The 21,634-nt window shown below is 65.9% G+C and carries 13 protein-coding genes and 1 CRISPR repeat array; of the genes, 8 read left to right on the forward strand and 5 right to left on the reverse strand.

The window, feature by feature from the left end; all coding sequences use genetic code 11:
- Positions 1 to 57: 57 nt before the first annotated feature.
- Together cas1e and cas2e are read left to right on the forward strand one after the other, a co-directional pair.
- Positions 58 to 975, forward strand: a complete 918-nt coding sequence (gene cas1e / locus Atep_RS12090; RefSeq protein ID WP_213378752.1) for a type I-E CRISPR-associated endonuclease Cas1e — start codon at positions 58 to 60, stop codon at positions 973 to 975.
- A complete protein-coding gene (gene cas2e / locus Atep_RS12095) occupies positions 956 to 1,255 on the forward strand; it encodes a type I-E CRISPR-associated endoribonuclease Cas2e (protein WP_213378753.1) in 300 nt (99 codons plus the stop codon). The genes cas1e and cas2e overlap by 20 nt, the downstream gene beginning before the upstream one ends.
- Positions 1,256 to 1,348: 93 nt before the next feature.
- Positions 1,349 to 8,516: a CRISPR direct-repeat array (repeat unit 29 nt; unit sequence ACGTTCCCCGCGCTCGCGGGGATGAACCG).
- 148 nt (positions 8,517 to 8,664) lie between these two features.
- Here the strand turns inward: cas2e and Atep_RS12100 are convergent.
- On the reverse strand, positions 8,665 to 9,291 hold the full coding sequence (locus Atep_RS12100; protein WP_213378754.1) for a response regulator transcription factor: 627 nt from the start codon (positions 9,289 to 9,291) through the stop codon (positions 8,665 to 8,667).
- A gap of 2 nt (positions 9,292 to 9,293) precedes the next feature.
- Complete coding sequence (locus Atep_RS12105) at positions 9,294 to 11,837, reverse strand: PAS domain-containing sensor histidine kinase (RefSeq protein WP_213378755.1); 2,544 nt, start codon at positions 11,835 to 11,837, stop codon at positions 9,294 to 9,296.
- Positions 11,838 to 12,032: 195 nt separating this feature from the next.
- Between Atep_RS12105 and Atep_RS12110 the strand changes: the two genes are divergently transcribed.
- A complete protein-coding gene (locus tag Atep_RS12110; RefSeq protein ID WP_213378756.1) occupies positions 12,033 to 12,488 on the forward strand; it encodes an RDD family protein in 456 nt (151 codons plus the stop codon).
- Between the two features lie 37 nt (positions 12,489 to 12,525).
- Here Atep_RS12110 and lptG read toward each other — a convergent pair whose 3' ends face one another.
- A complete protein-coding gene (gene lptG, locus Atep_RS12115; RefSeq protein ID WP_213378757.1) occupies positions 12,526 to 13,590 on the reverse strand; it encodes an LPS export ABC transporter permease LptG in 1,065 nt (354 codons plus the stop codon).
- Between the two features lie 123 nt (positions 13,591 to 13,713).
- On the opposite strand from lptG, the gene Atep_RS12120 reads away from it, so the two are divergent.
- The 3 genes from Atep_RS12120 to Atep_RS12130 all read left to right on the forward strand — a co-directional run bounded on the left by Atep_RS12120 (position 13,714) and on the right by Atep_RS12130 (position 17,370).
- Positions 13,714 to 15,210 (forward strand): leucyl aminopeptidase, encoded by a 1,497-nt coding sequence (locus Atep_RS12120; RefSeq protein WP_213378758.1) that lies wholly within the window; start codon positions 13,714 to 13,716, stop codon positions 15,208 to 15,210.
- Positions 15,211 to 15,298: 88 nt separating this feature from the next.
- Positions 15,299 to 16,660, forward strand: coding sequence for a TrpB-like pyridoxal phosphate-dependent enzyme (locus Atep_RS12125; RefSeq protein WP_213378759.1), 1,362 nt, complete (start codon positions 15,299 to 15,301; stop codon positions 16,658 to 16,660).
- A 191-nt stretch (positions 16,661 to 16,851) separates the two neighbouring features.
- A complete protein-coding gene (locus Atep_RS12130; RefSeq protein WP_213378760.1) occupies positions 16,852 to 17,370 on the forward strand; it encodes a LysM peptidoglycan-binding domain-containing protein in 519 nt (172 codons plus the stop codon).
- A gap of 13 nt (positions 17,371 to 17,383) precedes the next feature.
- Here the strand turns inward: Atep_RS12130 and Atep_RS12135 are convergent, their stop codons facing one another.
- On the reverse strand, positions 17,384 to 18,622 hold the full coding sequence (locus Atep_RS12135) for an HDOD domain-containing protein (protein ID WP_213378761.1): 1,239 nt from the start codon (positions 18,620 to 18,622) through the stop codon (positions 17,384 to 17,386).
- A gap of 44 nt (positions 18,623 to 18,666) precedes the next feature.
- On the opposite strand from Atep_RS12135, the gene ettA reads away from it, so the two are divergent.
- Positions 18,667 to 20,334, forward strand: coding sequence for an energy-dependent translational throttle protein EttA (gene ettA, locus Atep_RS12140; protein ID WP_213378762.1), 1,668 nt, complete (start codon positions 18,667 to 18,669; stop codon positions 20,332 to 20,334).
- A gap of 168 nt (positions 20,335 to 20,502) precedes the next feature.
- Positions 20,503 to 20,865 carry an EF-hand domain-containing protein gene (locus tag Atep_RS12145; RefSeq protein WP_236786187.1) on the forward strand — a complete coding sequence of 121 codons (363 nt, stop codon included), beginning with the start codon at positions 20,503 to 20,505 and terminating at the stop codon, positions 20,863 to 20,865.
- Positions 20,866 to 20,897: 32 nt separating this feature from the next.
- On the opposite strand, the gene Atep_RS12150 is transcribed toward Atep_RS12145, so the two are convergent.
- The gene (locus Atep_RS12150) at positions 20,898 to 21,632 is read right to left on the reverse strand and encodes an alpha/beta hydrolase family protein (protein WP_236786189.1); all 735 of its coding nucleotides are present in this window, start codon (positions 21,630 to 21,632) and stop codon (positions 20,898 to 20,900) included.
- Between the last annotated feature and the right edge of the window lie 2 nt (positions 21,633 to 21,634).

Raw genomic sequence — 21,634 nt, forward strand, 5'->3', positions numbered from 1 at the left:
TCCCTTCCTCGATCGAGCGACTCCATAACGCGACATGTGCCGACACGACCGAGTGCCATGCTTCCACCACTCAAGCCCATCGCCATGAAGGAACGCATTTCGATGATCTTCATCGAGTACGGAGAAATCGACGTGCTCGACGGGGCCTTCGTCGTGATCGACAAGACCGGCGTGCGCACCCACATTCCGATTGGCAGCATCGCCTGCATCATGCTGGAGCCGGGTACGCGGGTCTCACACCGGGCGGCGGCACTCGCGGCGCGGGTCGGCACCCTGCTGGTCTGGGTCGGTGAGGCGGGCGTGCGGCTCTATGCTTCCGGTCAGCCGGGTGGTGCGCGGTCTGATCGGCTGTTGTATCAGGCCAAACTCGCCCTCGACGATCAGGCTCGACTCAAGGTCGTGCGCAAAATGTACGAACTGCGCTTTGGGGAGAAACCGCCCGAGCGGCGCAGTGTCGAGCAGTTGCGCGGAATCGAAGGGGCGCGGGTCAAGAAGACTTACGAAAACCTCGCCAAGCGGTATGGCGTCCAGTGGTGCGGTCGGCGCTATGACCCCAGCGAATGGGATACCAGTGATGTGCCCAACACCTGCCTGTCGGCGGCCACGGCTTGTCTTTACGGCATCACCGAGGCGGCGATTTTGGCGGCCGGCTATGCCCCGGCGGTCGGATTCATCCACACCGGCAAGCCGCAATCGTTCGTTTACGACATCGCGGATATCGTCAAATTCGAGACCGTGGTGCCGGTGGCGTTCCAGATCGCGGCCAAGAATCCGCCGCAATCGCAAGCTGAGCGTCTGGTTCGGCTGGCCTGCCGAGATGTGTTCCGCGAGAGCAAGCTCCTGGGCAAAATCATTCCGATGATCGAGGAGGTTCTGTCCGCCGGTGAGATCGAACCGCCCAAGCCGGCCCCCGAGGCGGTCGCACCGGCCATCGACGACGGGAAGCCTTTGGGCGATGCTGGTCATCGTCACTGAGAACGCTCCGCCGCGTCTGCGCGGACGGCTCGCGGTCTGGCTGCTGGAGATCCGCGCCGGGGTCTATATCGGCAGCCCCTCAAAGCGGCTGCGTGAGTTCATCTGGAATCAAGTGCTGGAGGGCGTCGAAGATGGCAATGCGGTCATGGCTTGGAACACCAACACGGAGTCGGGCTACGATTTTCTCACCGTCGGCAAGAATCGGCGTGTTCCAGTCGATTTCGATGGTTTGCGGTTGGTCAGTTTCAAGCCGCTCGATGAGCCCGACAAAGCTCTTTGACAATCGAAATCGCGCCCCTTTGAAATGGGGTATTTTGTTGGTAGATTTCTCAGCGTCTGATTTCTTGTTCTAGATCAGGCAAGTATGGGAAGTACGTTCCCCGCGCTCGCGGGGATGAACCGCGGAGCGCGAAGCCCTGCTGGCCCGCCTTGCTACGTTCCCCGCGCTCGCGGGGATGAACCGACCATCTCCCGGGTCAGGCTCCAGCCTTTCGGACGTTCCCCGCGCTCGCGGGGATGAACCGCGCCTGATCGACTCCCATGCAGCGATGGCTGTACGTTCCCCGCGCTCGCGGGGATGAACCGCGCTTGAGTGCCGCCGCCGCGTGCGTGTCGAGACGTTCCCCGCGCTCGCGGGGATGAACCGCGCCGGAAACGGCTCCGGGGCCTCCCACGCGGACGTTCCCCGCGCTCGCGGGGATGAACCGCCGATCCATTCGACTTGAGGGGCTTGCGACTGACGTTCCCCGCGCTCGCGGGGATGAACCGATGGTCCGCGATCTCAGGAGCGCCCTGGCATCACGTTCCCCGCGCTCGCGGGGATGAACCGAGTGTGCGCAGGTCGGCGTGCTTCACGTGAAGACGTTCCCCGCGCTCGCGGGGATGAACCGCGCCAGCCCCAGGCGGACCCACAGATCCCGGTACGTTCCCCGCGCTCGCGGGGATGAACCGCACCAGTCGAGCGCCCAGTCCGGCGTTGCCGGACGTTCCCCGCGCTCGCGGGGATGAACCGCCCTTCATCTTCGCCGTCGATCTCAGCGAGCAACGTTCCCCGCGCTCGCGGGGATGAACCGTTCATCATGGGTTGGCTCCGGTGGTGGTCAAGACGTTCCCCGCGCTCGCGGGGATGAACCGCACCAGTCGAGCGCTCGCCCCGGCGTTGCCGGACGTTCCCCGCGCTCGCGGGGATGAACCGATTACTTGTCGGATGGTAGGCCATATTCCAGAACGTTCCCCGCGCTCGCGGGGATGAACCGTATGACCGCCGCCGAACTGCTGCCGACCCTGCACGTTCCCCGCGCTCGCGGGGATGAACCGGAACGGAAGGATCGGAAGGATTTAATCCGTGCACGTTCCCCGCGCTCGCGGGGATGAACCGTTCCGGGACTCTTCCGGAACTGTTCCGGAATCACGTTCCCCGCGCTCGCGGGGATGAACCGGTCGGCGGTGCGGTCTGGGCGGTCTGAGCGCCACGTTCCCCGCGCTCGCGGGGATGAACCGTCGCCATAGCCGCTCACCTTTGCCACCAAAGCACGTTCCCCGCGCTCGCGGGGATGAACCGTACCCTGAGCTGTCAATAGACGCTATGAGACAACGTTCCCCGCGCTCGCGGGGATGAACCGACACCGATACCCGCGCGCCCGGCGCGGCTGCCACGTTCCCCGCGCTCGCGGGGATGAACCGCGGATCGTCCGGCAACTGGAAGAAGCCGATTCACGTTCCCCGCGCTCGCGGGGATGAACCGGCGCGCGAGCGCGACATGGCGACTGTGGCAGTACGTTCCCCGCGCTCGCGGGGATGAACCGTTGCGGACGATAGCCGATCTCTTTGAAGCGAGACGTTCCCCGCGCTCGCGGGGATGAACCGCCTATAATTTTTCGGGGTTAGCAATATCGCTCACGTTCCCCGCGCTCGCGGGGATGAACCGCCTGTTCCATCGCGCCAAAGGGTTCGTGGCGCACGTTCCCCGCGCTCGCGGGGATGAACCGGCGTAACGTCCGAGGGCGGCGCAATGGCGTTCACGTTCCCCGCGCTCGCGGGGATGAACCGCCAAGAACCATCCGTTCGGGGCGTGTGCCTACACGTTCCCCGCGCTCGCGGGGATGAACCGAAAGAGGAAGAACAGCGCCATCTCAAGGCTCGACGTTCCCCGCGCTCGCGGGGATGAACCGGTGAGAAGGCCGCCGATGCCGCCGCCGCGCTAACGTTCCCCGCGCTCGCGGGGATGAACCGCGAGATTGTAGGAATGAGTTCTCAGTGCTGGGACGTTCCCCGCGCTCGCGGGGATGAACCGTCGGAAAGCTGGTTCGCTACCGTGAATCCGACACGTTCCCCGCGCTCGCGGGGATGAACCGACCGCGCTCGCCGCGCCGGACTGCCGGAAATCGCGTTCCCCGCGCTCGCGGGGATGAACCCGCCGTTTATCGTCGCGCACCTCGGCATGGATCACGTTCCCCGCGCTCGCGGGGATGAACCGTCGCCATAGCCGCTCACCTTTGCCACCAAAGCACGTTCCCCGCGCTCGCGGGGATGAACCGTACTTCAACACGCTACACGTGTAGCTTTCAGTACGTTCCCCGCGCTCGCGGGGATGAACCGATACTGCTCGATCCAGGATCGGACCTCACTGCACGTTCCCCGCGCTCGCGGGGATGAACCAGGATTGCTATTCTTCATGCGGTTGATCGCGACACGTTCCCCGCGCTCGCGGGGATGAACCGAACCGCGACAGCATCGCGGCGGCACTACCGAAACGTTCCCCGCGCTCGCGGGGATGAACCGAAATGTTGGCCGCGTGGCAACGCGACGATTCGACGTTCCCCGCGCTCGCGGGGATGAACCGGGCACCGATCGGCAGCGCGCAACGCGCGAGATACGTTCCCCGCGCTCGCGGGGATGAACCGATAACCCACAACCAGCAGAAAAACGACCAAATACGTTCCCCGCGCTCGCGGGGATGAACCGCTCTTTGAGACCGATCTGTTGGGCAAGGGTCGACGTTCCCCGCGCTCGCGGGGATGAACCGAGACAACCATCAACGCAAGCAGATGAGGTTCCACGTTCCCCGCGCTCGCGGGGATGAACCGAACCGTCCGAGATACTGCCCAAAAGCGATTTTACGTTCCCCGCGCTCGCGGGGATGAACCGCCGCGCCTGCAATGCGGCACAATCCATCCACGACGTTCCCCGCGCTCGCGGGGATGAACCGTCACAATTCCCGCATTTATGGGGCGACATTCCACGTTCCCCGCGCTCGCGGGGATGAACCGGATTCGCTCGCGCTCGCGTTGATCGTTCACGAACGTTCCCCGCGCTCGCGGGGATGAACCGCCGGGCGGTGTTTTTATTCAGACGCCGCTTCAACGTTCCCCGCGCTCGCGGGGATGAACCGATCTACCGTTCGTAGTGAATGAAGGCGCATTCACGTTCCCCGCGCTCGCGGGGATGAACCGATACCAGCCGCGAGTGAAAGGAGGTAGATCAAACGTTCCCCGCGCTCGCGGGGATGAACCGTGCGGTGCAGGCAAGCATACATCGTAGACATTAACGTTCCCCGCGCTCGCGGGGATGAACCGACGGAGCAGGTGGCGATCTACTACTACGACGCACGTTCCCCGCGCTCGCGGGGATGAACCGTGTGATGGGTAGCGGTTTCAGCATCCTGAGCAACGTTCCCCGCGCTCGCGGGGATGAACCGCTATCGATCGCCTTGAGGCGGCTGTGAAGATTACGTTCCCCGCGCTCGCGGGGATGAACCGCGAGCGGCCCTTGATGTGGTCGGTATACGCTTACGTTCCCCGCGCTCGCGGGGATGAACCGATGGAGACCGCCTTGCTGTCGCTCATGCGCACACGTTCCCCGCGCTCGCGGGGATGAACCGCCGGGGACGTGGTGTCCCTGCCTGAAGTCAAGACGTTCCCCGCGCTCGCGGGGATGAACCGTTGGCGACCGGGTACGAGAGCATCGGGCGACGACGTTCCCCGCGCTCGCGGGGATGAACCGACAGGTCGAGTTGGGTGGTCTTTTGCGTGCGCACGTTCCCCGCGCTCGCGGGGATGAACCGCGACGTGGGACGTTGGCGCATGAGCTGATTCTACGTTCCCCGCGCTCGCGGGGATGAACCGTTCAAGTTCATGGATGTGTCCGTCAGCAGATCACGTTCCCCGCGCTCGCGGGGATGAACCGGCAGGATAATGCACTCACGCCACCTCCCCACGACGTTCCCCGCGCTCGCGGGGATGAACCGCAGCCAACGCGCGGTGATGCGCTCGGGCATCAACGTTCCCCGCGCTCGCGGGGATGAACCGGCCGGGCGTAAATAACAACGTTAATCAACAACACGTTCCCCGCGCTCGCGGGGATGAACCGCCGGCAACGGCCCAGGAGAGACACGTTTCTGGACGTTCCCCGCGCTCGCGGGGATGAACCGCGAGACTGGTGGATAGTCGCGCGCCGGCACGGACGTTCCCCGCGCTCGCGGGGATGAACCGACGCGCTGGTTGCTTTTGCGGCCTCTAATCACACGTTCCCCGCGCTCGCGGGGATGAACCGCTGACTGGCCTTGACGATCGCGCTCATGAGGCACGTTCCCCGCGCTCGCGGGGATGAACCGATCATGGCCCAGCATCAATGCGCTATTGATCCACGTTCCCCGCGCTCGCGGGGATGAACCGGCGCGCAGATGGGTCGTGACAAGCGCCGGTTCACGTTCCCCGCGCTCGCGGGGATGAACCGAAAAAACGATGCCGCCCACAATCGCATTCATAACGTTCCCCGCGCTCGCGGGGATGAACCGATCGAAACATTGCGCCAAGGGATCTGGAAGGAACGTTCCCCGCGCTCGCGGGGATGAACCGCTCTATCAGGCCCGCACGGGTGGATTCTCCAGACGTTCCCCGCGCTCGCGGGGATGAACCGCCATTCAGGGGCCGCGTGGATTTCGGCCAGGTACGTTCCCCGCGCTCGCGGGGATGAACCGAATCACGCAGCCATCGCTGGAGGCGGCAGCTAACGTTCCCCGCGCTCGCGGGGATGAACCGGACGACTGGACCGAATACGCCAACGTTTGGGGACGTTCCCCGCGCTCGCGGGGATGAACCGCGCGGCAACCGCTGGATGCACCCGGAATCCACACGTTCCCCGCGCTCGCGGGGATGAACCGATCCGCGCCCGGTTCAGGCGCTCGACCACATAACGTTCCCCGCGCTCGCGGGGATGAACCGCAGCTCCCCAGAGTTCAATCGTGCGGGCGATCACGTTCCCCGCGCTCGCGGGGATGAACCGCTGAGACACGAGACACCCCCCAAGAGAAAGGCACGTTCCCCGCGCTCGCGGGGATGAACCGCACGCGCGAGCCGCCGAAAGCCCAGACAGGAAACGTTCCCCGCGCTCGCGGGGATGAACCGTCGAGACCGAGGATCTTGACGTCCTCGATGGTACGTTCCCCGCGCTCGCGGGGATGAACCAGCAACCGCCAGTTGTGCTGTTCTGGCTCATTTCACGTTCCCCGCGCTCGCGGGGATGAACCGGCATGGCGTGGCTGGCCAGCATGGACGACGTCACGTTCCCCGCGCTCGCGGGGATGAACCGCTTTTCGGCGTCCGTCACATAGGGCGATTGCAACGTTCCCCGCGCTCGCGGGGATGAACCGCTGCTGGCGCTCGACTGGCCGTTACCGGCGATACGTTCCCCGCGCTCGCGGGGATGAACCGGCCCGGCTGTCGTCTCCGCCGGCGCATGTCGCACGTTCCCCGCGCTCGCGGGGATGAACCGCCCGATCTGGTCGCGCTGCTGACCACGGCAGCACGTTCCCCGCGCTCGCGGGGATGAACCGGATTGCTTACAGGTTGCTCTGTTGACAGTATAACGTTCCCCGCGCTCGCGGGGATGAACCGATCCCGAGACCATGCGCCGGATCTGGACGGATACGTTCCCCGCGCTCGCGGGGATGAACCGCGACATCTCGCCGGTCGAGATCGCGATCGTTCACGTTCCCCGCGCTCGCGGGGATGAACCGTGCTGAGGACTTTTTCTGCCTGGACGAACCGTACGTTCCCCGCGCTCGCGGGGATGAACCGCGATCCGATCTGCGCGCACTTCGGCAAGTACCACGTTCCCCGCGCTCGCGGGGATGAACCGACCTACCGTTTGTGGTCAGTGAGGGCGCGTTCACGTTCCCCGCGCTCGCGGGGATGAACCGCCCGCCAAGCAGGCACCCAAGGCCATGCAGACACGTTCCCCGCGCTCGCGGGGATGAACCGAAACCGATGAAATGCAAAAACTGTGGTAGCTAACGTTCCCCGCGCTCGCGGGGATGAACCGACCCATCATGCCCGGACGGACGTAAATAAAGCACGTTCCCCGCGCTCGCGGGGATGAACCGCCGCCGATGTTGCACTGAATGGGTTGCTGGTTACGTTCCCCGCGCTCGCGGGGATGAACCGCTCGCGAGGACAAGCGGCTCGAAATCGTCTGCACGTTCCCCGCGCTCGCGGGGATGAACCGGCGTAGAAACGAACAAACTCATCGTACCTGGGACGTTCCCCGCGCTCGCGGGGATGAACCGGCATGGGGTAAAGCGAAGCATTTCCGCGAAGGACGTTCCCCGCGCTCGCGGGGATGAACCGTCGTCTCCCGGTTTCAGGCGCGCGCGGCACTGACGTTCCCCGCGCTCGCGGGGATGAACCGCCGATTGCGTGATGGCAAAACAGATCACCGCGACGTTCCCCGCGCTCGCGGGGATGAACCGCACGCACACGGCTATGTGCTCGCGTCGGTGACACGTTCCCCGCGCTCGCGGGGATGAACCGGTTTCGACCTCATTTTCGGTGCGCACAGCCTTACGTTCCCCGCGCTCGCGGGGATGAACCGGCCGAGAGCGACCCCGACTGGATCAGTTATTGACGTTCCCCGCGCTCGCGGGGATGAACCGCTCCGGCGTGCCGCAGGCAACACGCCGATTTTACGTTCCCCGCGCTCGCGGGGATGAACCGTTCATCCGGTTCCATTTCGGCCTCCATCTGTAACGTTCCCCGCGCTCGCGGGGATGAACCGACCGCCATCACCGTCTCGACGAGATCGGTTTCACGTTCCCCGCGCTCGCGGGGATGAACCGAATAGCGACCTTTTCCTCGGTCGGCGCAATAGACGTTCCCCGCGCTCGCGGGGATGAACCGCCCTGCTGGCCCGCCTCGCTGAGATCGATGCCACGTTCCCCGCGCTCGCGGGGATGAACCGGCCAATCTTGCGCGGCCAACCGATCCCATGCGACGTTCCCCGCGCTCGCGGGGATGAACCGGTTGCATTGAGATTCGCGACCAGTGCCGTTGCACGTTCCCCGCGCTCGCGGGGATGAACCGGCAGCGCTCCTGGCCGGCAAGCCGCCGTCGCCACGTTCCCCGCGCTCGCGGGGATGAACCGCCCGATCCGGTTCGGGATCGCGTGGGGTTCGTACGTTCCCCGCGCTCGCGGGGATGAACCGGTCGTGCAGAAATTGGGCGTGGCCGTCAGTACACGTTCCCCGCGCTCGCGGGGATGAACCGCCTGCTGATCGCTCAGGCTCAGTGCGAAGGCATGCAAATCCTCACCTACGATCGACTGTTCCAGGACTATCTGCCGGAGACGCGACTCGTGCGCTCCAGTCCGCCGGCCAACGACCCTGCATAACGCGCTTCAAATCGCGCCCGAACCTCAACCCAACGCCTCCGGCGCCGCGATCAGCGCCATACGCACCAGATCGGCCAGCGACTCGGCGCGCATCTTCTCCATCACCCGCGCGCGATGCGCCTCGACCGTCTTGGCGCTCACCCCGAGCGCGGCGGCGATCTCCTTGTTCGACTTGCCGTCCGTGACCATGGCCATGACCTCGTGCTCGCGCGGCGTCAGCTCGGCCAGACGTCTGGCGATGTCGGCCCGCGCCAGGCGATTGGCGCGTGTCTTCTGATCATGGTCCAGCGCGTTGCGGAGGCTGCGCAACAGATCCTCGTCATGGAAGGGCTTTTCGATGAAGTCCATGGCTCCGGCCTTCATGGCGCGCACCGCCATGGCCACGTCACCATGGCCCGTGATGAGGATGACCGGGATCCGGAACCCCTCGCGCGCCAGATAGGCTTGCAGCTCCAGACCGCTCATGCCGGGCATACGCACGTCCAGCAGCAGACAACCGGCGCGGCCGGGATAATAGTCGGCCAGGAAGGCATCGGCCGAGTCATAGGTCTTGACCGACATCCCGGTCGATTCGATCAGCCATTGCAGCGAGGTGCGCATGGCCTGGTCGTCGTCGACGATGAATACAGTGGCGTTGGCTTCGGCAGTCATGTTCAATCGATGGGTTCCAGCACGTTCGCCCGCACGCCGGCGTCGTCCTGGACGGGCGGCGCGAGCGGCAGGCGCAGATGAAAGGTCGAGCCCTGCCCAAGCACGGACTCGGCCCAGATACGTCCCTCGTGATTCTCGACGATGGTCTGGCTGATGGCCAGCCCCATCCCCATGCCGCCCTCCTTGGTGGTGACGAAGGGGTCGAAGAGACGCTTCAGGTGCTCGGGTTCGATCCCAGGCCCGCTGTCGGCGACGGCGACATGCGCCCAGTCGTCTTCCATCTCAGTACGGATCCGGAGCCGACGCTCCGATTCCGGCCGCTCTTCCAGCGCATCGAGCGCGTTGCCGACCAGATTGAGCAGCACCTGTTCGACCTGGACCAGATCGACACAGACCGGGATCGCCTCGCCGCTCAGCTCCAGCTCGATCGCCACCCCGACCCGGCTGGTCTCAAACTCCAGGAAGGAGCAGACCTCGCGCACCAGATGATTAAGATCGGCCCCGGCGCGCGCCGGCGGCTGCTTGCCGACCAGGGCGCGCAACCGCTTGATGATCTCGCTGGCGCGCTTGGCCTGGGCGGTGATCTGGTTCATGGCCCCGACCAGTTCCTCGGGCTGCCCCTGACCTGCCTGCAACCGTCGCACACAGCCGTTGGCATAGTTGACGATGGCCGAGAGCGGCTGGTTGAGCTCGTGCGCCATGCCGGTGGCCACCTCACCCATGGTGCTCAGGCGGCAGACATGCACCAGTTCGGCCTGATGCTGACGCGACTCCTGCTCGGCGCGGCGCACGGCCGTGATGTCGCGCGCATAGAGATTGACGTACCCGAGATCGCGGATCGGCGCCAGCAGCAGCGAATAGACCTGTCCGCCGACCTCCAGTTCACGTTCCAGCGGCTGCGCGGTCTCCAGGGCGGCGGCGACCGCCGCGCCCCAGTCCTCGGGCAGCGGCTCGCCCGGATCGGCGTTCCAGGCACGCAACAGCGGACGGCTGGCGTTGTTGGCATAGACGATCAGTCCGGCGGCGGTGACGCGCAGGATCGGATGCGGACTCTCGCCGGCGAAGCGCGCCAGACTCTTGATCTCCTGCTCGGCCTGCTTGCGGCTGCTGATGTCGTGGATGTAGAGGGTGAAGAAACGCTCGCCGACCCGCTCAATGGGCGCGATCGAGATCTCGACCGGGATTTCGGCGCCGTCGGCGCGCAGCGCGATCAGCTCACCGCGCCCGAGCGGCTCGCGATGACGATGGCGCGAGCGGTCGAGCAGGCGCTTGAAGGCGGGACGGGCCAGATCCGGCAGGAAACGCTCGCTGAAGACGGCACCGAGCGCGAAGGGCCGCCCCACGTCGAACAGCCGCTCGGCGGCCGGGTTGTATTCGATCACCCGTCCGCTGTGGTCCAGGGTGACGATGGCATCGAGCGAGGCCTCCATCATCGCCGCCTTGAGCGCCTCGCTCTCGCGCATCGCCGCCTGATGGCGCCGGCTCATCTCCTCGCGCGCCTTGAGCACCAGTTGGGTGAAGTGCCGGATCCAGTCCTCCAGCAGCACCAGCTGATTGCCGGCGCGCTGGAAGCCCGGCTCGGGGATGCCGAGCGCGCGTTGCGAGAAGCGGGTCATGCGCTTGAGCACCTTGTTAAGGCGCGCCGAGACCAGATAGATCAGCCCCGTGAACACGATCACGAACACGGCGGCGGCATAGAAACGCTGGCGACGTTCGAAGATGCGCACATGACGCGACATCCGCTCGACGCGCGACTGCGGCACCAGGGTGGCAAACATCAGGTTCGAATCCGAACCCTCGTACTCAGGCAGCGCCTGCGAGGTGATGACATGGGTCTCGCTCCAGTCGCTCAGTAGCGAGTCGACGGGAATGAGGCCGGGGTCGAGACTGGCGAGCAGACGCTGATCATCACTGTCGACCAGGGCCACCGAGGCTCGTCCGACATCGATGCCGCGTTGCGAGGCAGCCAGGAAGGTCGCGTCGATCGGGACGAGCACCACCAGATAGCCCATGTGATAGCCGCCCGCATCCTCGGCCGCATCACTGGCGATCAGATAGAGCCGCTCGTCGAGACGATCGATGACGGTACGGATGTCGTGCCGGTCGAGCCACTGGGTCGGCACCTGGGCGGCGATCTCGGACGGTACGGCTTGCGATCCGGCCTGGAAGACCTCGCGCACCCGGCCATGCAGGTCGGTCAGGAGTACATGACTGGGCGGCGCGAGTGCGTCGCGCTCGAAGAAGTCCGGCAGCCACTGCGGACGGAAGTCCTTGTAGACGACCGGCTCGACGCCCTCGTCGTCGGACCAGAACAGGGGTTCGAGATATTCCGACAGCGTGCGGTAGTTGGCCAGCAGGCGCGTGGTGGCCGCATAGCCGGCGATATAGCGGTCGAAGCGGATCAGGCTCTCGCGTGCGCGCAAGTCGAGCTGGACCTGGAGTTCCTGGTCGAAGATCTTGTCGACCTGCCGACTCTGGATCTGATCGAGCACGGTCCAGACGGCAATGCCCGTGGCCAGACCGACGACGATCGCGATCCAGGGCATGGGTACCCGTCGCAAAAGACTGAAGAGAAATGGTTTAATACTCATCTTTGAATCGCGCCGGTGACGGCGTGCGTCGGCTCGGAGGCATCCTGGCTCACGCGCGGCGCCGTGCTCGTTCCGAAGGCGGTTCGATCAGCCCTGGCGGCCTCGTCCGAGGCCAATTCACTCCAACCCTGTGGACCCACACTGAAGACCATGTCATTCGACCTCTCGCAAGCCCAGAAACCCTCCATCCTGCGCCGCCTCGGCGCGTTCTTCTACGATGCGCTGCTGCTGGTGGCGGTGCTGATGGTCGCCAACGCCATCGTCGTCATTCCCTACGAGGTGATCAACGGCCATCCGGTCTATGAGAGCTTCGTCCCTCTGACCCTGATGCGACTCTATCTGCTCGGCGTGATCGGCGCCTTCTATGTCTATTTCTGGACCCACGGCGGCCAGACGCTCGGCATGAAGGCCTGGCGCCTCCAGGTCATCGCTCAGGATGGCCAGGCGGTCGGTTTCAATGCCGCCGTCAAGCGCTTCGTCTGGTCGATCCTGAGCCTGATCCCGGCGGGTCTGGGTCTGTGGTGGAGTCTGTTCAACCGTCAGGGTCTGGCCTGGCACGACAGCCGCTCGAACACCCGCGTCGTGCTGCTGCCGAAGAGCGCCTGAGTCCGCCTGCCCTGGGGTGCGCACGGCGCGCCCAGGGTCAGCCCACCCGCCTGAGCAGGAGCATGGCCGCGCCGATGAAGAGCACGGGCGGGGCGATGGCGGCCAGAAAGGCGTTCATCCCGAACAGGAGCGCCAGATAGGCGAAGGTGCGGCTGACCAGATAGTAGACCAGACCGATCAGGATACCGGCCAGCATCCGCCGGCCCATCCCGGTGCTGCGCGAGGAACCGAGCAGCAGCGGGATGGCGATCAGGATCATCGACAGCGTCAGCACCGGATGCAGCACCTTGCCCCAGAAGGCGATCTCGTAGGCGCCGGCGTCCTGCTTGTTGACCGACATGAAGCGGATGTATTTGTAGAGTCCCCATACCGGCAGGGCGTGCGGGTCGGCCACCACCACCTTGAGCAGACCCGGATCGAGCATCGAGTCCCACTCGGCGTGCTCGATGCGCTCGACCTTCACCCCCTCGCCATCGACACGGCTCAGGGCGATCCCCTCCAGTACCCAGCGTCCATCTTCGTAGCGCGCGCCCTCGGCGTGACTCGCCTCCAGCGTGCCCTTGGCGGCATCCACCCGGTAGATGTCGATGTCGCGCAGACTGGTCCCGGAACGGATCTCGCGGATGTTCACATAGGCCCCGTCGTCGATGGCCCAGAAGCCATAGGGCGTCAGTTGTGCCGCCTCGCCCGAGAGCGCCAGACGCCGCAGTTCGACGCCGCGCTGCTCGGCGATGGGCGCGACCAGCTCGCCGAGCACCACGGCGACGGTCGCCAGCACCAGTCCGCCGAGCAGGGCCGCGCGCACCAGACGCCCGACCGAGATCCCGGCGGCGCGCATGGCGACCAGTTCCGAGCGACTGGCCAGTGTGCCCAGGCCGATGAGCGCGCCGATCAGGGTCGCGATCGGAAAGAGTTGATAGAGATAGCGCGGCAGGCTCAGGAACGTGAACAGCATGGCCTCGGTCAGACCGTAGCGCTCGGTGCCGATGGCGTCGAGTTCGTCCGACAGGATGAAGACGCCCATCAGCGGCAGCAGCCCGCCGAGCGTCAGCAGGGTGCCGCTCATCACCGCCCAGGCCAGATAACGATCCAGAATCCGCATGTCACTGCGTCCAGGTTGATTGAGTTGAGATCACGGGCGTCTTGCATACCACGACGGACGCACCGGCGCCATTTTCTGTAAACTTCAGCCTTTCGCATCTCGACCGACCTTCAGGAGCAGGCGATGGAGTTCAAGATCAAGACCGGCGATCTCGCCACCCACAAGACCCCCTGTCTGGTACTCGGGATCTTCGAGAAGCGCAAGCTCTCGGGACCGGCCGAGCGGATCGACGCGGCCGGCGACGGTCATCTGAGCCGACTGCTCAAGAAGGGCGACATCGAGGGCGAGGCCGGCCAGACGCTGATGCTCTACGACCTGCCCGGCGTGACCGCCGAGCGCGTGCTCCTGATCGGGCTGGGCAAGAAGAAGGAATTCACCCGCGCCAATTATCGCAAGGCGCTGGCGGCGGCCACGACCCTGCTGCAACAGAGCGGCGCCGGTGAGGCGACCCTGGCCCTCCCGGAGACCCTGCCGAATACGCTCGATCTCTACACCGGCGTGCGCGATGCCGTGGTGACGGTCGAGGACAAAGTCTATCGCTACAGCCGCACCAAGGACGACAAGCGCGCGCCCAAGACGCCGCTCAAGCGCCTGAACCTCTGGGTCGGCAAAAAGTCCGAGACTGCCCAGGCCGAGCGCGCCGCGCGTCATGGTCAGGCGATGGCCGAGGGCATCCGGCTGGCGCGCGAACTCGGCAACCTGCCCGGCAACATCTGCACCCCGAGCTATCTGGCCGAGCAGGCGCGCGCACTCGGCAACCAGTATCCCAGGCTCGAAGTCGAGGTGCTCGAAGAAGACCGGATGGCCGAATTGGGCATGGGCGCCCTGCTCTCGGTCTCGCGCGGCAGCCGTCAGCCGGCCAAGCTGATCGTCATGCACTATCGCGGCGCGGCCAAGGAGACCAAGCCGCTGGTGCTGGTCGGCAAGGGCCTGACCTTCGATGCCGGCGGCATCTCGCTCAAGCCTGCCGCCGAAATGGACGAGATGAAGTACGACATGGCCGGCGGCGCGGCGGTCATCGGCACCCTACGCGCCGTCTGCGAGCTGGAACTGCCCCTCCATCTGATCGGCGTGGTGCCGGCCTCCGAGAACCTGCCCGACGGCGCGGCCAACAAGCCGGGCGACATCGTCACCAGTCTCTCGGGCCAGACCATCGAGATCCTCAACACCGACGCCGAGGGCCGTCTCATCCTCTGCGATGCGCTGACCTACTGCGAGCGCTTCGACCCCGAGATCGTCGTCGACCTGGCGACCCTGACCGGCGCCTGCGTGGTCGCGCTCGGCAAGCACCCGGCCGGACTCTTCACCACCGACGACCGGCTCGCCGCCGAACTCCTGGCCGCCGGCGAGGCGGCGGGCGATCGCGCCTGGCGCCTGCCGCTGTGGGACGAGTATCAGAGCCAGCTCGACAGCAACTTCGCCGACATGGCCAACGTCGGCGGACGCGACGGCGGGGCCATCACCGCCGCCTGCTTCCTCGCGCGCTTCACCAAGAAGTATCGGTGGGCGCATCTGGACATCGCCGGCATCACCTGGTTGACCGGCAAGGAGAAAGGAGGCACCGGACGCCCGGTGGCGCTGCTCACGCACTGGTTGCTGGAGCGCGCCGGACAAGGCTAGCCCCTGGCAGACTGGCCATCGTCGACCCTGACCGGCGGCCCAGTGACCGCCGGCCGTCATCGCAACTCATCTGAGACGACACGATCGCATGAACGACACCGTCAAATATCTGCTCGACGAGCAGCACCTGCCCCGCTTCTGGTACAACATCAACGCCGATCTGCCCAAGCCGCTCGATCCGGTGCTGCATCCGGGCACCCAGCAGCCGATCGCGCCCGAGGAACTGGAGGTCATCTTCCCGCGCGGCGTCATCGAGCAGGAGATGAGTACCGAGCGCGAGATCGAGATTCCGGCGCCGGTGCGCGAGGTCTGGCGTCAGTGGCGCCCCTCCCCGCTCTATCGCGCGCGCCGTCTGGAACAGGCGCTCCAGACCCCGGCCAAGATCTTCTACAAGTACGAGGGCGTCAGCCCCGCCGGCAGCCACAAGGCCAACTCGGCCATCGCCCAGGCGTTCTACAACAAGGCCGAGGGTGTGAAGCGCATCACCACCGAGACCGGCGCCGGGCAGTGGGGTTCGTCGCTCTCGCTCGCCGGCTCCATGTTCGGGATCGAGATCCTGGTCTACATGGTCAAGGTCAGCTACAACCAGAAGCCCTATCGGCGCGCCTTCATGGAGGCCTTCGGCGCCCGGTGCATCGCCAGCCCCAGCGACACCACCGAGTCCGGCCGCGCCGTGCTCGCCGAGCATCCGGACAGCACCGGCAGTCTGGGCATCGCCATCAGCGAGGCGGTGGAATTGGCCGCCCAGCGCGAGGACACCAAGTACGCCCTCGGCAGCGTGCTCAACCATGTGCTCCTGCACCAGACCGTGATCGGTCTGGAGGCGATGAAGCAACTGGAGATGGCCGACGCCTATCCCGACATGGTCATCGGCTGCACCGGCGGCGGCAGCAACTTCGCCGGCATCGCCTTCCCCTTCCTCGGCGAGCAACTGCGCGGCGGGCGTGCGGTCGAATGCATCGCGGTCGAGCCATCGGCCTGTCCGACGCTCACCAAGGGCCGCTTCGCCTACGACTTCGGCGACACGGCGCATCTCACGCCGCTGTGCAAGATGTTCACCCTGGGATCGAGCTTCGTTCCGCCCGGCTTCCATGCCGGCGGTCTGCGCTACCACGGCATGGCCCCGCAGGTCAGCCATCTGGCCGCGCTCGGTCTCATCGCCCCGCGTTCCTACAACCAGCTCGAATGCTTCGCCGCCGGTCTCCAGTTCGCCAAGGCCGAGGGCATCATCCCGGCGCCCGAGGCCAACCACGCGGTGCGCGCGGCCATCCACGAGGCCGAGAAGTGCCGCGAGACCGGCGAGGCCAAGACCATCCTGTTCAACCTCAGCGGTCACGGCAACTTCGACATGCAGGCCTATACCGACTATCTGGGCGGCAAGCTCCAGGATCTGGACTATGCCGAGAACGAGGTCGCCATGGCGCTCGCCGGACTGCCGTCGATCGGCTGAGCGAGGTCCGATGCCTGAAGCCCCCTGACCGGATCGCCTGTGTCATCGACTTGGAGCGAGGAGCCTCCCGGATGCCGACTCGATCATCTGGACGCGAATCCATCTTGAAGCGGAGTCCGGGACACTGGATACTCCTGATCGCTCTGGTCGGGGGGCCGATCGGGTCGGCACCGGCCTTGGAGCCGGCGCCCATGCCTGAACCTGAACCCGTGACGGCGACGGAAGGCGCCGAACCCAAGCTCGAGACGGAGACGCCGAGGTCACAGCCGACCGAAGAGGCCGGGACCGAGGCCGCACCCGAAGCACCCCCGCACGCTCTCGAAGAACTCCAGCACCGGATTCAGGGCATGCAGGGCAAGCTGCGTGAATCGGCACTGGCGCGCAAGAGTGCCGATCAGGCACGGATGGAGGCCGAGCGCCGGCTCGCCGAGAACATGCAGGCACTCGAAGCCCTGCGCGCCGCTCACGCCAAACTGGAGCAGCGGCTGAGCGACTGCGAGTCGGTCCGGAGCCGGCTCACCGAGGAGTTGCAGCGACGGGGCGCGGCCGACAGGACGCTCTATCAGGTCCGTCCCGGCGACAACCTGGCCGCAATCAGTCTGCATTTCTATGGGCGTGCCGATCAGTGGCGCGTGATCTTCGAGGCCAACCGATCTCTGCTCGACGCCCCGGACCGGCTGACGCCCGGCATGACGCTCGTCATCCCCTGAAGGCGCGTCCGGCTCAGGGTTCCCTGTCGCCCTTGAGCATGGCCATGACGGCCGACAGTTCCTCGCCGGCCTCGGCGATCACGTCGACCGTGCCGTCGGTGGCCGGGAAGCCCAGCCCGAGCTTGTAGTAGGCCGGCACCTCGTCGTAGCGCGGCAGCGGACCGCGCGACTCGGACTGATTGAGCCGATAGAGCCGCGCGACCCGCACGATGTCGGAGTAATTGGGCGCCTCCCGGTCGTCGCGATACCAGTCGCCCGAATAGCGCACGATCTCGGTGATCTCAGGCCCCAGCCCCCAGTAACCGACCACCAGCTCGCCGACCAGACGGTGCAGCTTGATGATGGCCGCCTCCAGCTCGTCCTCGCCGACCTGGATCTCGTGGCGGCTGACATAGTCGAGGATCGGGATCACGCCCACGTCGTGCACCAGCCCGGCCAGCATCGCGTGTTCGGGATTGAATTTCGGACAGTGGCGCGCGATCACATAGCTCAGGGCCGAGATATGGACGCTACGGTTCCAGGCCGCCTTCATGCGGTGTTTCATGATCGGCGACTTGGTGCGGAACAACTGCTGCATCGACAGGCTCATGACCGCCGAGCGCGTGATCTCCATGCCGAGCCGGATGATGGCGTTGCGCACGTCCGGGATGGTCTTCACGCCGCGATAGACGGCGCTGTTGGCCAATCGGATCAGCCCGCCCGTGACGGCCGGATCGACCTGGACGATGCGCGCCAGGCGCGCCGAGGTGATGTTGGGATCCTTCATCGCGTCCTGGATCGCGCGGGCGACCTTGGGCAGCGTCGGCAGGGCCAGCTTGTCCTCTTTATAGGCGTGATAGAGCTTGCCGAGCAGGGCGCCCTCGGCATCGCTCAGATCCAGCTCGTCGAGCGAGCCGGGCACGGCCGGACGCCTCGGGTTGCTCAGACTGTCGTAGAGCTGACGATCGAGGCGCAACAGATCGGAATCGGCCGTGAACACCGCCTGATCGAGCAGGTGGTGCTCGGAGAAGACCGGCTGCAAGGCACGGCGACCGCCGGCCTGGATCAGCTCCTTGGTCTCGCCCCGAACGAGACAGACCTGCCCCGAGAGCAGATACAGGATCCAGGGATGCTCCTGGACGGCTGTGATCCGCTTGCCGGCCGGCACGGCGGCGATCTGACCGCTTGAGGCCAGGCGGGCGCGCTGATCCCGGTCCAGGTCATGGACGGGGCTGAGATCGTCCAGGGTCGAGTTGGTCAGGATCTGGGGCATAATAGGGTTCTCTCTTCGCCGTTTACCACATTCATACGGAATCCATGGCTCAATATATCTACACGATGAACCGGGTCGGCAAGGTCGTGCCGCCCAAACGTGTCATTCTGCGCGACATCTCGCTGTCGTTCTTCCCCGGCGCCAAGATCGGCGTGCTGGGTCTCAACGGTTCGGGCAAGTCCTCGCTCCTGCGCATCATGGCCGGGATCGACACCGAGATCGAGGGCGAGGCGCGCCCGCAGCCCGGCATCAAGGTCGGCTATCTGCCCCAGGAGCCGCAGCTCGATCCGACCAAGGACGTGCGCGGTAATGTCGAGGAAGCGCTCGGCCACATCAAGGCCGCGCTGGAGCGGCTCGACGCCGTCTATGCCGCTTACGCGGAGCCGGACGCCGACTTCGACGCGCTGGCCAAAGAGCAGGCCGAACTCGAGAATCTGATCGAGGCCACCGACGGACACAACCTGGACCGCACGCTCGAGGTCGCCGCCGATGCCCTGCGTCTGCCGCCCTGGGACGCGGACGTCAACAAGCTCTCCGGTGGTGAGCGCCGGCGCGTGGCGTTGTGCCGGCTACTGCTGTCGAAGCCCGACATGCTGCTCCTGGACGAACCGACCAACCATCTCGACGCTGAGTCTGTGGCTTGGCTGGAGCGCTTCCTGCACGAGTATCCGGGTACCGTGGTCGCCGTCACCCACGACCGCTACTTCCTAGACAACGTCGCCGGCTGGATCCTGGAGCTCGACCGCGGTCACGGCATCCCCTGGGAGGGCAATTATTCGTCCTGGCTGGATCAGAAGGAACAGCGCCTGGAGCTGGAGCAGAAGCAGGAGCAGGCCCGTATCAAGGCCATGAAGCAGGAACTGGAGTGGGTGCGCACCAATCCCAAGGGCCGTCAGGCCAAGAGCAAGGCGCGTCTGGCCCGCTTCGACGAACTGCAATCGCAGGAATTCCAGGCCCGCAACGAGACCAACGAGATCTACATACCGCCGGGGCCGCGTCTCGGTGATCTGGTCATCGAGGCCGTGGGCCTGAAGAAAGCCTATGGCGACAATCTGCTCTACGAGAATCTGTCGTTCAACCTGCCCAAGGGCGGCATCGTCGGCATCATCGGTCCCAACGGCGCGGGCAAGACCACGCTGTTCCGGCTGCTGACCGGGCGCGAACAGCCGGATGCGGGTGAGTTGCGCATCGGTGAGACGGTCGAGATCGCCTATGTCGACCAGAGCCGCGACGCGCTCGACGACAACAACACCATCTGGGAGGAGATCTCGGGCGGGTCGGACATCATCACGGTCGGCCGCTACGAGATGCCCTCGCGCGCCTATTGCGGGCGCTTCAACTTCAAGGGCACGGATCAACAGAAGCGCATCGGCGATCTGTCGGGCGGTGAGCGCAACCGGGTGCATCTGGCCAAGGTGCTCAAGCGCGGCGGCAATCTGCTGCTCCTGGACGAACCGACCAACGATCTGGACGTCGAGACCCTGCGTGCGCTCGAAGAGGCGTTGCTGGTGTTTCCCGGCTGCGCGGCGGTCATCAGCCACGATCGCTGGTTCCTGGATCGTGTCGCGACCCATATCCTGGCCTTCGAAGGCAACTCGGAGGTGGTCTGGTTCGAGGGCAACTATGCCGACTACGAGGCCGACCGTCATCGTCGGCTCGGCACTGAGGCCGATCAGCCGCATCGGTTGAAGTATCGGCGCCTGTCGGCCTGATCGGGGTGCGTCCGGCCCGTCGTTTGGGGCTGGACGCGCGCCGGATCAATGACCATTGATTCCACCGTTGCCGCACCCTTCCACGGGCTTTATGATCGATACTTGTCTCAGATCCGGAACGTTCTATCCAACAAACGCCGCCTGTCGGCCCGGACCCTGGAGGTTGATATGAGCAGTCGATCCAATCTCGTTCGTTGGCTGGGCGCCTTCACGCTTGGCCTCTGTCTCGTCCCGCTCGTCGAGGCGCAACCGCCGGGCGGCGGCTGGGGTCCGGGCGGCGGCATGGGTTGGCAGGCCCCGGCGTTCGCCGAGTTCGATCTGGACGGCAATGGTGTCCTGACCGAGGCCGAGTTCTACCAGGCACGGGCACAACGCATCGCCGAACGCTCGCAACAGGGTTATGCCATGCGCGGTCTGGCCAATGCGCCCGAGTTCGGTGAGATCGACCTCAACGGCGATGGCCGGGTCGACGCGGCCGAGTTCGCCTCGGCCCAGGCCCGGCATCGTCAGCAGCGGTTCCAGACGCCCTGAGCGCCGTCCATCCGCTCGGGGGTCATCCGGGTTCACTCGACCAGCAATGAACGCACCGCCGTCACCGAGCGCGCCAGGATCTCGGCGCGGCGCTGTTCCGCGCCCTCCCGATCCGGCTCGCAGAGCGCGCGGCAGAGCCGGTCGGTCGGGGCTTCGAAGTCGCAGTGACTGGCCCCGGCGATGCGCTCGATGCGCGCCTGTCGCGCCGCCGCCAGCGTGGCCAGACCATTGTTGTAGGCATTGCAGGAGGCCGGTTCACCGAACAGCCCGATGACCGGCCGGTCGAACTCCCGCACCATGAGACGCCCCAGCTCCCGCGCATCGACCAGATCCAGGGTCAGCACGCCGAGCGTGCGCGGGTCGTTGCGCGCCGCCACCAGCGCCGCCAGTCCGCCGGCCGAGAAGCCGGCATAGACCAGACGCCGCGCCTCCAGCCGATCGGCGACCGCGATCAGGTCGAAACCGTTGCGCGCATGATTGCCGCGCCAGGGTCGGGTGTTGCAGAAATCGACCGTCACCACCGAGATCCCGGTCTCGGCCAACGCACGCGCCAAGCCGGCGAGCCGTGCCTTGTCGCGCAGAAAGCCGTGTGCCAGGACCACCAGCTCGCCCGGCGTGGCCGAGGCCGGACGATACCAGGCATAGTCCAGGGTGCAGCCGGTCGCCGACTCGGCCCGACCCCATTCGATTCGCACGCCTGGAGTCACGCCCGCCGCAAGCGGCCGGCTCGGTCGCGACGCGGCGATATGACCCGGAGCCTCGTGCATGA

The sequence above is a fragment of the Allochromatium tepidum genome, assembly GCF_018409545.1.
Taxonomy (GTDB): domain Bacteria; phylum Pseudomonadota; class Gammaproteobacteria; order Chromatiales; family Chromatiaceae; genus Thermochromatium; species Thermochromatium tepidum_A.

Coding starts and splice junctions, on each gene's coding strand:
- cas1e (WP_213378752.1), top strand. CDS start 58: ATGCTTCCACCACTCAAGCCCATCGCCATGAAGGAACGCATTTCGATG.
- cas2e (WP_213378753.1), top strand. CDS start 956: ATGCTGGTCATCGTCACTGAGAACGCTCCGCCGCGTCTGCGCGGACGG.
- Atep_RS12100 (WP_213378754.1), bottom strand. CDS start 9,291: ATGACTGCCGAAGCCAACGCCACTGTATTCATCGTCGACGACGACCAG.
- Atep_RS12105 (WP_213378755.1), bottom strand. CDS start 11,837: ATGCCCTGGATCGCGATCGTCGTCGGTCTGGCCACGGGCATTGCCGTC.
- Atep_RS12110 (WP_213378756.1), top strand. CDS start 12,033: ATGTCATTCGACCTCTCGCAAGCCCAGAAACCCTCCATCCTGCGCCGC.
- lptG (WP_213378757.1), bottom strand. CDS start 13,590: ATGCGGATTCTGGATCGTTATCTGGCCTGGGCGGTGATGAGCGGCACC.
- Atep_RS12120 (WP_213378758.1), top strand. CDS start 13,714: ATGGAGTTCAAGATCAAGACCGGCGATCTCGCCACCCACAAGACCCCC.
- Atep_RS12125 (WP_213378759.1), top strand. CDS start 15,299: ATGAACGACACCGTCAAATATCTGCTCGACGAGCAGCACCTGCCCCGC.
- Atep_RS12130 (WP_213378760.1), top strand. CDS start 16,852: ATGCCTGAACCTGAACCCGTGACGGCGACGGAAGGCGCCGAACCCAAG.
- Atep_RS12135 (WP_213378761.1), bottom strand. CDS start 18,622: ATGCCCCAGATCCTGACCAACTCGACCCTGGACGATCTCAGCCCCGTC.
- ettA (WP_213378762.1), top strand. CDS start 18,667: ATGGCTCAATATATCTACACGATGAACCGGGTCGGCAAGGTCGTGCCG.
- Atep_RS12145 (WP_236786187.1), top strand. CDS start 20,503: ATGAGCAGTCGATCCAATCTCGTTCGTTGGCTGGGCGCCTTCACGCTT.
- Atep_RS12150 (WP_236786189.1), bottom strand. CDS start 21,632: ATGCACGAGGCTCCGGGTCATATCGCCGCGTCGCGACCGAGCCGGCCG.